This is a genomic window from Streptomyces sp. CC224B, from assembly GCF_030010595.1.
In the GTDB taxonomy this organism is placed as follows: Bacteria; Actinomycetota; Actinomycetes; order Streptomycetales; family Streptomycetaceae; genus Streptomyces; species Streptomyces longispororuber.
Genome location: NZ_JASCXL010000009.1, coordinates 41278 through 53676, shown reverse-complemented (window position 1 = coordinate 53676; position 12399 = coordinate 41278). Strand labels below are relative to the sequence as shown.

Sequence of the window (12399 nt, the reverse complement as noted above, 5' to 3'; positions counted from 1 at the left end):
CGGAGCCCGTCCCGAACCCGTCCGCAAGGGCGGAGTAGCCTCCTGATCATGTTCGTCATGGAGCTGACCTACACCGCCCCGCTCGACCGCGTCGACGCCCTGCTCGCCGAGCACGTCGCCTGGCTGGACGCGCAGTACGCCGCGGGCGTCGTACTCGCCTCGGGGCGGAAGAACCCCCGTGACGGCGGGGTGATCCTCGCCGTCGGGGACAGCCGGGAGCGGATCGAGGAGCTCGCGGCCGGGGACCCGTTCGTCGTCGGCGGGGTGTGCGCGTACCGGATCACCGAGTTCCTGGCCACGAAGACGGCCCCGGCGCTCGCCGCGTACCGGCAGGAGCCGCCCGCCTGACGAGGGCAGGGCCGCGGGCGGCGCGTCAGCGCGGCTCCAGGCGTGCCACGCGGCCCTTCTCGCCCGCCGCCCAGCAGCCGAAGTCGCGCGCGCAGTCCACGGTGTCGTACGAGCCGTCGTCGACGGTGCGCCAGGTGCGCCCGGCGTCCGTGGTGAGGTCCGTGCCGGTGGGGCCGACCGCGAGGGCCGTGGTGCGGCTGTGCGGCAGCCAGGCCACGCCGGAGCGGTAGGCGGGCGCGGGGCGCGCGGAGGGCCGCCAGGTGCGGCCGCCGTCGCGGGTCACGGCGGAGGCCGTGGGCGACGGCTGCCCGGGCCGGTAGTCGCCGCCGACCGCGAGCCCGTGCGCGCGGTCCCGGAAGGCCAGGCCGAAGACGCCGCGTGCCGGGTCCCCCGCGGGGATCGGCGCGTCGGCGACCGTCCAGGTCAGGCCCCGGTCGGCCGAGTGGAGGACCCGGGCGCGCGCGGCCCCGCCCGTGGCCAGCCAGGCGTCGCGCGGCCCCGTGCTCACCAGGCACTGGCCGCTCGCGGCGAAGGCCGCCTCCTTGTCCTGGGCGGCGGGCATGCCCTGGTTCGGCAGCACCTTCCAGGAGCGGCCGCCGTCCGCGGTGGACAGCATGCGGTACTTACCGTCCACCGGGTCGCTCACCGCCAGGCCGTGGCGGCGGTCGAAGAACGTCATGCAGTCGTAGAAGGCCTTGGGGTCGGGGTTGCGGAAGGCTTCGGTCCAGGTCGCGCCGCCGTCCGTGGTGCGGTAGACGCGGGACGCCTCGCCCTCGCCGATCGCGAGCACCACGGCCCGCCGCCCGTCGAACGCCTCGACGTCGCGGAACTCCAGGCCGGCCGCCCCGGGCGGCGACACGTCGCGCCAGCTCCTGCCGCCGTCGGCGGTGCGCAGGACGGTGCCGCGCGACCCGGCCGCCCACGCGGTGGTCCGGCTGACGGCGGCGAGCCCCCGGAATCGGGCGTCGGTGCCGGTGTCCTTGAGGTCCCAGCCCGCGCCGTGCCCGCCCTCGCTGCCCGAGCCCGCGCCGCTCCAGGCCGCACCCCGGGCCGTGCCGCTCCGGCCCGTGGCGTCCGGGCTCGCGGCGGGTGCCGCCACGGCGCCGGGCGCGGCGAGCACCGTCGCCGCGAGCGCCGTCACACCGAGCGCCAGCGCGCCGAGCACCCTGGCCCGGCCGGTCGCCCCGCGGCCCGTACGCCGCTCCGCCGACCGCCCCGGCTTCCGTACCGTCCGCACCACGCGCCCCCTGAAGTCCGCCTGCCCCATGCGCCTCATGGCGGGCGAAGCTAGCCCACCGGGCCGGTGCCGTCCAGAGGTCCGTACGCGGGCCCGTACGCGCGCGGGCGTGCGGCGGACGGAGGGTGTCGCGCGGCGGTTCGCGGGGACGCGGTGACGGAGGTCACTCGGTCCGACCGGGTCCGCGCGTGCACGGATTCGCCGATTCCCACGTCTATTCAAGTGCCCGACCCCGGTCGTGCACACCCCGGTCGTCCAGTCGCCAGAGTCAAGGGAGCAGGCCTTGTCCACTGTCATCGAGCAAGCCGTCGAGGCCCGCCTGGTCGCCGCCGCGCCCCGGATGCCGACCATCCCGGCGACACTCCACTACGACCGGCGCGACCCCTTCGCCGTCCGCATGAGCTTCCCGGCCCCGGCGACCCTGGAGGGCGTCGAGGTGCACTGGACGTTCGCCCGCGAACTGCTCGCGCAGGGCGTGGAGCAGGCGGTGGGCGACGGCGACGTCCGGGTCCGCCCCTACGGGTACGACCGCACGGTCCTGGAGTTCCACGCCCCCGAGGGCACGGCCATCGTGCACGTCCGCACCGGCGACGTGCGCCGGTTCCTGCACCGCACCACGGTCCTCGTACCGGTGGGCCAGGAGCACCGGCACGTGGACCTGGACCGGGACCTGGCCGACCTGATGCGGGACGCCTGCTGACTCCGGGACGGGCTGCTGGTCCGGGTGCCTGCTGATCGGGTGCCTGCCGGTCCGGGGACGCCTGCTGGTCCTGGGGGTGCTCGCTGCTTCTGGGGCGCTTGCTGCCTTCGGGGGCGCCTGCTGACGCTGTGGCGCACGCTGCCCCGGGGTGCCTGTGACCTCGGCCGCCTGCTGGCTACGGGACGCCCGCTGGCCCTGGGGCACCTGTAGCTCCGGGCACCCGCTGCCCCCGGGCCTCCGCTGATCACCTGACCCCGCCGGATGCCGGACACCCGCCGGCTGCCGGAGGCCTGTGACCGCCGGGGCTCGCCCGCGCCCGTGCCGCGCGTCCCCGCGCACCGCGGCGTCAGCCGTCAGCGCCCCCCGACGCCCGGCTCGCGGGCGCGCAGCTCGCGGCGCCCGCGAACTTCACCGCCCGAACAGCCCGTTCAGCTCCCCGAAGTCCAGCCCGCCCGCCAGCGACTCGTACGTCCCCTCGGTGAGCAGCTCCCGCGCCGCGGCCCGCACCAGCGCGTGGGCCGCCTGCGCGATGCCCGAGCCGACGCTGATCCGCGCGACGCCGAGCTCGGCGAGCCGGGCCACCGGCGGTGCCCCCGGCCCCGCCATCACGTTGACCGGCCCGTCGACCTTCGCGACCAGGGCCGCCACCGTCTCCGGGTCCACGACGCCCGGTACGAAGACGCCGTCGGCCCCGGCGGCGAGGAACGCGGCCGCCCGCTCCAGGGTCAGCGCGAGCCGCTCCCGCGGCCCCTCCCCCACGCCCCGCAGATAGGTGTCGATCCGCGCGTTCACGAACAGCGGCACGCCCGCCGCGTCCGCGGCGCCGCGCGCGGCCGTGAGGCGCTCGGCCTGCTCGGCGACGGGCCGCAGCGGCGCGTCCCCGCCGTGCGAGGCGTCCTCGATGTTCACGCCGACCGCGCCCACGGCCAGGACCGCCCGGACGGTGTCGGCGACGCCCGCGGCGTCCTCGGCGTAGCCGCTCTCGACGTCGGCGGTCACGGGCACGGAGACCGTGTCCGCGATCCGGGCCACGGCGCCCAGGGCCTCGTCGCGGGTGAGCCGGTCGCCGTCCCCGGCGCCGAGGGCCCAGGCGAGCCCCGCGCTGGTGGTGGCGACGGCCGCGGCCCCGGCCGCCTCGACGAGGCGGGCACTCGCGGCGTCCCAGGCGTTCGGCAGGACCAGCGGCTTCCCGGGGACGTGCAGGTCACGGAAGGCGGTCGCGGTGTCGTACTGCTGTGTCATGCGGAGCACTCAACCAGCCCGCGCGGCACCGGGTCCGGCAGAAATCCGACACCTACCCCGGGCACCGGGCGCGGCCCGCCGGGGCCACCGCGACAGCCCCCGCGAACCCCGCCCGGGCACCGCGGGCCTTCACAGACAGCCCGCAGGCCCCCGCGAGCCCCGCTGGAAAAGGCGTTGACACCCCTCCCCCACCTCCTTACGTTGGACAACGGTTCTGTTGCCGTCGAACGGAGAAGGACGTTGCTCGTCTGAGGTCTTGAGACACCGCGTCACACAGCTCTCGATCGCTGTGTGCGTCGCGTGCGACCTCGGCGTACGAGCCGTCCGCCCCGGCACAGGGCCCTTTTCCATGGCCCGGCCGCGCCCCTTCGGGGCCCGAGCGGTGTGCACGCCTCCTCGCGGTGTCTCCCACGTGTTGCACCCGACCACGCCCCACCCAGCAACCGCGAGGCCGCCTTATGTCTACTTCCCCCACCCCGTCCATCGCCTGTTCGTCGCTGACCTTCGCCTGGCCCGACGGCACGCCCGTCTTCGACGGCCTCCAGGTCGCCTTCGGCCCCGGCAGGACCGGCCTCATCGGCCGCAACGGCTCGGGCAAGTCCACGCTCCTGAAGCTGATCGCGGGGGAGCTCGCCCCGCACGAGGGCACGGTGCGCACCGCCGACGACGTCGGCTACCTGCCGCAGAGCGTCACCCTCGACACCGGGTTGCGCGTCGACGAGGTCCTCGGCATCGCCGGGACGCGCGCCGCGCTGCACGCCATCGAGGCCGGTGACGTGCGCGAGGAGCACTTCGCCGCCGTCGGTGACGACTGGGACGTCGAGGAGCGCGCCACGGCGACGCTCGACCAGCTCGGCCTCGGTCACATCGGCCTCGACCGCACCACGGGCGAGGTGTCCGGCGGCGAGTCGGTCCTGCTGCGCCTGGCCGCGCTGCTGCTGCGCAAGCCCGGCGTGCTGCTGCTCGACGAGCCCACCAACAACCTGGACCTGTACGCCAGGCAGCGCCTGTACGCGGCCGTCGACGCCTGGTCCGGCGTACTCGTCGTGGTCAGCCACGACCGCGAGCTGCTCGACCGCGTCGACCACATCGCCGACCTGCGGGACGGCGAGGTCACCTGGTACGGCGGCAACTTCTCCGCGTACGAGGAGGCGCTGGCCGTGGAGCAGGAGGCGGCCGAGCGCATGGTGCGCGCCGCCGAGGCCGATCTGCGCAAGCAGAAGCGCGAACTGGTCGAGGCCGAGGTCAAGCTGGCCCGCCGCAAGCGCTACGGCCAGAAGATGTGGGACCAGAAGCGCGAGCCGAAGATCGTCATGGGCAACCGCAAGCGGGCGGCGCAGGAGTCCGCCGGCAAGCACCGCACCCTGCACGAGGGGAGGCTCACCGAGGCCAGGGAGCGCCTCGACGAGGCCGTCGAGGCGGTGCGGGACGACGACGAGATCCGCGTCGACCTGCCCTACACGGCGGTTCCGCCGGGCCGCACGGTCCTGTCCCTGAGCAACCTGACGCTGCGTTACGGATCGTCCGTACGGGGCGAGTTCGAGCTGCGCGGGCCGGAGCGGATCGCGCTCGTGGGCCGCAACGGCGCGGGCAAGACCACGCTCCTGCGGACCATCGGCGGTGACCTCGCGCCGGTGGCGGGAGAGGTGCGGGCCCATGTGCCGCTGCGCTTCCTGCCGCAGCGCCTCGACGTGCTCGACGACGAGCTGTCCGTGGCGGAGAACGTGGCGCGGCAGGCCCCGGACGCGACCAACAACCGGGTCCGGGCCCGGCTCGCCCGCTTCCTGTTCCGGGGCGCCAAGGCCGACCAGCGGGCGGGCACCCTGTCGGGCGGCGAGCGGTTCCGGGCGGCGCTCGCGGCGCTCATGCTCGCCGAGCCCGCGCCGCAGCTCCTCCTGCTCGACGAGCCGACGAACAACCTCGACATGGCGAGCGTCCGGCAGCTCACCACGGCCCTGGAGTCGTACGAGGGCACGCTGGTCGTGGCCAGCCACGACCTGCCGTTCCTGGAGTCCCTCGGCATCACGCGCTGGCTGCTGCTCGACGGGGAGCTACGGGAGATCGCGGGTCCGGGGGACATGACGGACGGCGGCCGTGCCGGGACCGCCGAAAACGACCCGGAAAACAGGACAGAGGCTGTCGGGTATTCCGCCTAGCGTCGGGTGCATGCACGCAGCACTCACGCACGACCACATCACCGTCACCGGAGCCCGTGAGAACAATCTGAAGGAGGTGAGCCTGCGCATTCCGAAGGGCCGGCTGACGGTCTTCACCGGGGTGTCCGGCTCGGGGAAGTCGTCGGTCGTCTTCGACACCATCGCCGTGGAGTCGCAGCGCCAGCTCAACGAGACGTTCACGTGGTTCGTCCGCAACCGGCTGCCGAAGTACGAGCGGCCGCAGGCGGACGCCATCGAGGACCTGGCGCCCGCGATCGTGGTGGACCAGAAGCCGATCGGCGGCCACTCCCGGTCGACCGTCGGCACGATGACGGACATCTACGCGGTGATCCGGGTCCTGTTCTCCCGGCACGGCACGCCCAGCGCGGGCCCGGCCACCGCGTACTCCTTCAACGACCCGAGCGGCATGTGCCCCGAGTGCGACGGGCTCGGCCGCACGGTGCGGCCCGACTACGACCGCATCCTGGACCCGGCCAGGTCCCTGGCGGACGGCGCGGTCCTGTTCCCGCCGTTCGCCGCCGGGACCTGGCACGGCCAGACGTACACCAACAGCCCGGACCTGGACCCGCACAAGCCGGTCGGCGACTTCACCGCCGAGGAGCGGCAATTCCTGCTGCGCGGGCGCCCCGGCAGCGGGAAGGTCACCATCGACAACACCGGCGGCGCGCGGGACATCGACTTCGAGGGGCTCGCCGACCGCTTCGAACGCCTCTACCTCAACCGCGACCTGTCCGCCCTGTCGCAGAAGACCCGCGACCTGGTGCAGGCGTTCCTCACCGAGGCCCGCTGCCCCGCCTGCGACGGCGCGCGCCTCAACCCGGCGGCGCTCGCCACCCGGATCAACGGCCTGTCCATCGCCGACTGCGCCCGGATGGAGGTCACCGACCTGATCGCGGAGCTGGGCCGCGTCGACGACCCGGTCGCGGGGCCCGTCGCGGCGGCGGCCGTTGCCGCGCTGGAGCGCGTCGAGGCCATCGGGCTCGGCTACCTCAGCCTGGACCGCGAGACGTCCACGCTCTCCGGCGGCGAGGGCCAGCGCCTGAAGATGGTCCGGCACCTGGGCTCCAGCCTGACCGGCATGACGTACATCTTCGACGAGCCGAGCGTCGGGCTGCACCCGCGGGACGTGGGCCGGCTCAACGACCTGCTGCTGCGCCTGCGCGACAAGGGCAACACCGTCCTCGTCGTCGAGCACGACCCGGACGTGATCGCGGTCGCCGACCACGTCGTCGACATGGGCCCGGCCGCGGGCACCCACGGCGGCCACGTCGTCTTCGAGGGCACCCCCGCGGAGCTGCGCGCCGCCGACACCCTCACCGGCCGCGCCCTGCGCCGCGCCACGGGCGTCAAGGAGCACCCGCGCGAACCGTCCGGCGAGCTGTGGATCAAGGACGCCGGGCTGCACAACCTCAAGGACGTCACCGTCCGCCTGCCCGCCGGCGTGCTCACGGTCGTCACCGGGGTCGCAGGATCGGGCAAGAGCACGCTCGTCTCCGAGGTGTTCACCGCGCAGCACCCGGACGCCGTGGTCGTGGACCAGTCGTCCATCGGGATCTCGGGGCGGTCCACCCCGGCCACGTACCTGGGGATCATGGACCGGGTGCGCGCGCTGTTCGCCCGGCACACGGGCGCGGAGGGTGGTCTGTTCAGCTTCAACTCCAGCGGTGCGTGCGAGAGTTGCCGGGGCCGCGGCGTCATCTACAGCGACCTGGCCTTCATGGACCCGGTCACGACGGTCTGCGAGCGGTGCGCGGGACGGCGCTTCAAGGAGGAGGTGCTGCGCCTCACCGTGGGCGGGCGCTCGATCGTGGACGTCCTGGACATGACGGCCGAGGACGCGCTGGCGTTCCTGGAGGACTTCCCGGACGCGGCGGTGCGCCGCCGCCTCGGGGCGCTGCGGGACGTGGGGCTCACGTACCTCACCCTCGGGCAGCCGCTGAGCACCCTCTCCGGCGGCGAGCGCCAGCGCATCAAGCTCGCCACGCAGCTCCACCGGACCGGCACGACGTACGTCCTGGACGAGCCGACGACCGGGCTGCACATGGCGGACGTCGCCGGGCTCCTCGCGCTGCTCGACCGGATCGTCGACGCGGGGAACACCGTCCTGGTCGTCGAGCACAACCTGGACGTCGTCAAGCACGCGGACTGGGTCGTCGACCTCGGGCCCGACGGCGGCAAGCACGGCGGCCGGATCGTCTTCGAGGGGACGCCGCGCGAACTGCTGGCCGCGGAGGGTTCGTTCACCGCGGAGCACCTGCGGCGGGCGGTGGCCGCGTAGGCCGTCACCGCGGCCCGGTGGTCACCGCGGCCCGTCGGTCACCACCGCCCGGTGGACACCGCGGCCCGGTGGTCGCCGGGCCGCGGTCCGGGCTCACCTGCTGGGATAGATGGCCAGGTCCGTGATGTTCACGGGGAAGCGGCCGATGACGCCGGTCTCACCGGTGAAGAGGTTGACGTTGTACAGACTGGGATTGCCGGTGCCGGACGCGGGGCCGAGGACGGCGAAGCCCGCGTTCGAGACCGTCTTGCCGCCCGAGAGGGTGCTGTAGACGTCGAGGCCCGCGTTGGGCCCCGCGTCGACCCCCAGGGAGCCGACCGCCGACAAGGTGCCGTTGTTGGCCGGGGCCTGGACGACGAGCTGGTCCAGCCTGGTGTCGATGTCGAAGAGGAGGGTGCCGGTGGCCCCGTTCAGGTCGTTGTTCGTGTAACCGGCCGCGCTGACGCCCCTGGCCCACCCGGTGACGGGCGGGGCGGTGAGGGCGATGTCCTCCTCCGTGGTGTGGTTGTTCAGGTTGTGCCGCAGGTTCTGGGCGCCGTCGCTGATCACCCGGAGCCGGTCGGCCGCCGGGTTGAAGTCCACGCCGAAGTTGGTGCCGAGCAGGTCGAACTGGAGCTGGGAGACCTTGGTGGCGGTCGGTTCCGGCACCTCGGGCGGCCACTTGAACGTGTAGATCCCGCCCTTGTCGCCGACCCCGTACAACTGGCCGTCCTGGACCCGGAAGTCGATGCCGACCACCTTCTGGTCGCCCTTGAGGCCGGTGATCTCCCGCACCCAGTCCAGTTGCCGCGGGTTGTCGGTCTTGAACGAGGCCATCAGGAGGCCGTCGCCGCTGATCCCGAACGCCTGCACGCTGGGCACGACGGCGGGCGCCGCCGAGCCGGTGCCGGGCGCCCCCATCATGAGCGCCGTCGACGCGGTGAGCACCGCGACCGCCGCCGCGCATCTCCTCCTGGCGCGCATGCTGCTGAGAGCCTTCATGGTGTCTTCCCTCCCGTTGTTGCGGACTGCGTCTTGGGGCGGATGCGGGTCTCCCCGGTCGCCACGGTGTTCCCCCCACGGGCGGGTACGCGGTTCTCATTAAGCCCAGGTCACCGGGGGCCGACAAGCGGATCCGGGGACAACGCCGCCGCATCCGGGGAACTTTGCGCCCGGTGACAAACGGCCGCCCGCCGTCCCGGGTGATATGTGCGCGACATGTGCACGCCGACCGGTTCCCGCCTGTCGGGCCGTTCGCACGCGGTGGGATGCTCGCGGCCATGAGGAGCCTCTTCGCCGAGCTGGCCCGGCAAGCGGCGGCCAGCGCACGCCGGGAGGTCGAGGCGTACGCGCGCGAGATCCCGGAGTTCGCCTCCTTGGACACCGACGCCCGCGCCCGGGCCGAGACACTGGAGTACGCGGTGTGGCTGCGTCGCCGCACGCTCGAACTCGCCCGTACGACGCCCCGTTGACGCCGGACGACCTCGCCGCCATCGCCGCCATGGGCGAGGTGCGGGGCGGCTCGGGCATGTCCCTGGAGTCACGGCAGCGCGTCCTGCGCCTGCACACCGCGCTGATGCTGCGCGACATCCACGAGGCGGTCGACGCCCAGCGCGGCGGCGCCGCCCAGGAACTCCTGCGCGTCATGGGCTGGTTCGCGCCGCAGGGCGAGCGCGGCATCGGCGCCTACTGCCAGGGCTTCGTGACCGCCCTGCGCCGCCGCCTGCCGTACGTCGAGCAGGTCGCCCTGCTCGCCCGGTCGCTCCTCTCCCACGACCCCCTGGCGGCGGAGCTCGCCCCGGCCGTGGGCATGGAGCTGCCCCCGTACTGCGCGGTGACGGTGATCCGTGTGCCGCACGGGGCGGGTGGTCCCGGCGGGCCGCAGCACGCGGTCGAGCACCTGGTGAAGACCCACCGGGTGCCGATGGTGTGGTGCCCGGCGGGCGACGGGGGCGGGGAGCTGATCGCCGTGGTCCCCAGCACCGAGGACCCCCCGAAGCCACCCGAGCCCCCGAGCCACACCCCCACACCCCCACCCACCCCCGGCCATACGCCGCCCGCGCCTGTCCCCGTCCGCAAACCCCCCGCACCCACCTCCGGCCGCACACCTCCCGCAACCACCTCCGGCCACACGCCTCCCACGCCCCCTTCCGGCTGCGCCCGTCCGCCCACGCCCCACTCCGGCCGCACGCCCGACCCCCACCCCCCATCCGGCCGCACACCGCCCGCGCCTGCGCCCGTGCGCAGGTCTCCCGCACCTGCCTCCGGCCACACGCCTGCTCCCACTTCCACCCCCGGCGGCCCGCCTCCCGCGCCCGCCTCCGGCGGCACGCCCCCTCCCGCACCCGCCTCCGGACACACACCCGCCCCCGAATCCACCTCCGGTCACACGCCTGCTCTCGCGCCCACCCCCGGCCGTACGCCGCCCGCGCCTACCTCCGGCGGCACGCCCCCTCCCCCAGCCGCCTCCGGCCGCACACGCCCCGCACCCACCCCCGGCCGCACACCTCCCGTGCCTCCCTCCAGCCGCAGACCTCCCGCAGCCGCCTCCGACCGCACGCCCCCTCCCGCGCCCCCCTCCAGCCGCAGACCCCCGCTGCCCAGCGCCGCCCCTCCCCCCGCTCCCCCTCCCGCACCCGCACGCGAACCCGCCCCCGCACCGGAGCTGACCCTCGACCCCGTCCCGGACCTCACCTTCGAGCCCGTGCCCGACCTCGCCCGTGACCTCGTACGGGACTTCGCCGGAGCCATCGGCCGCCCCTGCGCCGCGGGCACCGCCACCGCGCCGCTCGCGGAGCTCGCCGGTGCCCTCGCCCGGGCCCGGCGGATCAGCAGGGCGGCGCCGCTGCGGCACGCGCCCGCCGGGCCGCGGCCGCACACCACCGCCGACGTCTTCGTCGAACTCGCCGTCGCGGACGTACCCCTCGTCGACGCCTGGCTGGCCACCGTGGCCGGGCGCCTCGAACCCGGGCCGGACCTCGTCGTCACCCTCGACGCGTACTACCGCCACGACATGGACCGGAGCGCCACGGCGGCCGCCCTCAACGTCCACCCCCGCACCCTCGACTACCGGCTGCGCCGGGTGCGGGAGCTCACCGGCCTCCCGCCGGGCTCGACGCGCGGCGTACGGATCCTCAGCGCGGCCGTCACCCGGCGCCTGGCGATGCGGTGAGCGACCGCCGCGCGCCCCCGCACACCAGGTCAGCCACCACGCGCCCCCGCCCGCCGGGACCAGGAACCACGCGCCACTGGCCGCTGAGACGACCGTCACACCTTTACAGCGGGTTTAACCTACGGAAACGTAACCTACGATGCCGTAGGTATCCTTGTCCGCGGGGACCGGTGCCGCGGCCCCTCCGCGCACCGCCCCGCCCGTCCCCACCCCAGTGCGTATGTCGTCCCCTTACCCCCCATCTTCTGGAGACCCTGTGACGCTCACCTCTCCCCACCTCGGCAGCCCCCCGGACACCTGGACCGACGCCCGGTTGCTGTACGCGCTGGAGGAGGTGGTCGAGAACGAGCTCAACCGCCACCTGAAGGTCGCCAAGGACTGGATGCCGCACGAGTACGTGCCGTTCTCCGACGCCCGCAACTTCCCCGGCCTGTTCGAGGACGGCGAGGCCTGGGAGCTGTCCCAGTCCCCCGTCACCGACGTCGGCCGGATCGCCCTCGTCGTCAACCTCCTGACCGAGGACAACCTGCCGAGCTACCACCACGAGATCGCCTCGCTCTTCGGCCGCGACGGGGCGTGGGGCACGTGGGTGCACCGCTGGACGGCGGAGGAGGGCCGCCACGGCATCGTGATGCGGGACTACCTGCTCGCGTCCCGGGCCGTGGACCCGGACCAGCTTGAACGTTTCCGCATGTCGCACATGAGCGAGGGCTTCGAGTCCGACAACCGGCACTCGATGCTGCACTCCGTCGCCTACGTGGCGTTCCAGGAGCTGGCCACCCGCATCTCCCACCGCAACACCGGACACCAGTCCGGCGACCCGGTCTGCGACCGGATGCTGGCCCGCATCGCCACCGACGAGAACCTGCACATGGTCTTCTACCGCAACCTCCTCAAGGCCGCCTTCGAGCTCGCGCCCGACGCGACGATGCGCGCGGTGCGGGACGTGGTGGTCGAGTTCCGCATGCCCGGCCACGGCATCCCCGGCTTCGAGCGGGCCGCCGCGAAGATGGCGATCGGCGGCGTGTACAACCTGCGCATCCACCACGACGACGTCCTCCAGCCCGTGCTGCGCTTCCTCAAGGTCATGGAGGTGCCGGGGCTCGGCCCCGACGGCGTCCGCGCACAGGAGGAGCTGGGCCTCTACCTCGACGGCCTCGACACGGAGGCCCGCCGCTTCGACGAACGCCTCGCCGCCCGCCGGGCCCGCATGGAGGCCCGACGCTGACGGCCCGCCGGGGCCGCCCGGCACCCGGGCTGAGCACG

Annotated in this window: 10 protein-coding genes; 7 read left to right on the top strand and 3 right to left on the bottom strand. The window is 74.3% G+C overall.

Going from position 1 to position 12399, the window contains the following annotated elements; genetic code table 11:
• Nucleotides 1–48 precede the first annotated feature (48 nt).
• Nucleotides 49–348, top strand: a complete 300-nt coding sequence (locus QK440_RS05740) for a YciI family protein (RefSeq protein ID WP_282791865.1) — start codon at nt 49–51, stop codon at nt 346–348.
• Nucleotides 349–373: 25 nt separating this feature from the next.
• On the opposite strand, the gene QK440_RS05735 is transcribed toward QK440_RS05740, so the two are convergent.
• Entirely contained in the window at nt 374–1624 is a 1251-nt protein-coding gene (locus QK440_RS05735) for an oxidoreductase (RefSeq protein ID WP_282791864.1), read from the bottom strand.
• A 244-nt stretch (nt 1625–1868) separates the two neighbouring features.
• Between QK440_RS05735 and QK440_RS05730 the strand changes: the two genes are divergently transcribed.
• Entirely contained in the window at nt 1869–2285 is a 417-nt protein-coding gene (locus tag QK440_RS05730; RefSeq protein WP_282791863.1) for an SsgA family sporulation/cell division regulator, read from the top strand.
• A 408-nt stretch (nt 2286–2693) separates the two neighbouring features.
• Here the strand turns inward: QK440_RS05730 and QK440_RS05725 are convergent, their stop codons facing one another.
• A complete protein-coding gene (locus QK440_RS05725) occupies nt 2694–3527 on the bottom strand; it encodes an isocitrate lyase/phosphoenolpyruvate mutase family protein (RefSeq protein WP_282791862.1) in 834 nt (277 codons plus the stop codon).
• 458 nt (nt 3528–3985) lie between these two features.
• Here QK440_RS05725 and QK440_RS05720 point away from each other — a divergent pair, with 458 nt between their 5' ends.
• Nucleotides 3986–5683, top strand: a complete 1698-nt coding sequence (locus tag QK440_RS05720) for an ABC-F family ATP-binding cassette domain-containing protein (RefSeq protein WP_282791861.1) — start codon at nt 3986–3988, stop codon at nt 5681–5683.
• A gap of 10 nt (nt 5684–5693) precedes the next feature.
• The gene (locus QK440_RS05715) at nt 5694–7982 is read left to right on the top strand and encodes an excinuclease ABC subunit UvrA (RefSeq protein ID WP_282791860.1); all 2289 of its coding nucleotides are present in this window, start codon (nt 5694–5696) and stop codon (nt 7980–7982) included.
• 93 nt (nt 7983–8075) lie between these two features.
• On the opposite strand, the gene QK440_RS05710 is transcribed toward QK440_RS05715, so the two are convergent.
• A complete protein-coding gene (locus QK440_RS05710) occupies nt 8076–8963 on the bottom strand; it encodes a DUF4394 domain-containing protein (protein WP_282791859.1) in 888 nt (295 codons plus the stop codon).
• Nucleotides 8964–9241: 278 nt separating this feature from the next.
• Between QK440_RS05710 and QK440_RS05705 the strand changes: the two genes are divergently transcribed.
• The 3 genes from QK440_RS05705 to QK440_RS05695 all read left to right on the top strand — a co-directional run bounded on the left by QK440_RS05705 (nt 9242) and on the right by QK440_RS05695 (nt 12361).
• The gene (locus tag QK440_RS05705; protein ID WP_282791858.1) at nt 9242–9433 is read left to right on the top strand and encodes a hypothetical protein; all 192 of its coding nucleotides are present in this window, start codon (nt 9242–9244) and stop codon (nt 9431–9433) included.
• A complete protein-coding gene (locus QK440_RS05700; RefSeq protein ID WP_282791857.1) occupies nt 9430–11133 on the top strand; it encodes a helix-turn-helix domain-containing protein in 1704 nt (567 codons plus the stop codon). The genes QK440_RS05705 and QK440_RS05700 overlap by 4 nt, the downstream gene beginning before the upstream one ends.
• Nucleotides 11134–11389: 256 nt before the next feature.
• Complete coding sequence (locus tag QK440_RS05695) at nt 11390–12361, top strand: acyl-ACP desaturase (RefSeq protein WP_282791856.1); 972 nt, start codon at nt 11390–11392, stop codon at nt 12359–12361.
• Nucleotides 12362–12399: the final 38 nt, after the last annotated feature.

Coding starts and splice junctions, on each gene's coding strand:
- QK440_RS05725 (WP_282791862.1), bottom strand. CDS start 3,527: ATGACACAGCAGTACGACACCGCGACCGCCTTCCGTGACCTGCACGTC.
- QK440_RS05740 (WP_282791865.1), top strand. CDS start 49: ATGTTCGTCATGGAGCTGACCTACACCGCCCCGCTCGACCGCGTCGAC.
- QK440_RS05735 (WP_282791864.1), bottom strand. CDS start 1,624: ATGAGGCGCATGGGGCAGGCGGACTTCAGGGGGCGCGTGGTGCGGACG.
- QK440_RS05715 (WP_282791860.1), top strand. CDS start 5,694: ATGCACGCAGCACTCACGCACGACCACATCACCGTCACCGGAGCCCGT.
- QK440_RS05720 (WP_282791861.1), top strand. CDS start 3,986: ATGTCTACTTCCCCCACCCCGTCCATCGCCTGTTCGTCGCTGACCTTC.
- QK440_RS05705 (WP_282791858.1), top strand. CDS start 9,242: ATGAGGAGCCTCTTCGCCGAGCTGGCCCGGCAAGCGGCGGCCAGCGCA.
- QK440_RS05710 (WP_282791859.1), bottom strand. CDS start 8,963: ATGAAGGCTCTCAGCAGCATGCGCGCCAGGAGGAGATGCGCGGCGGCG.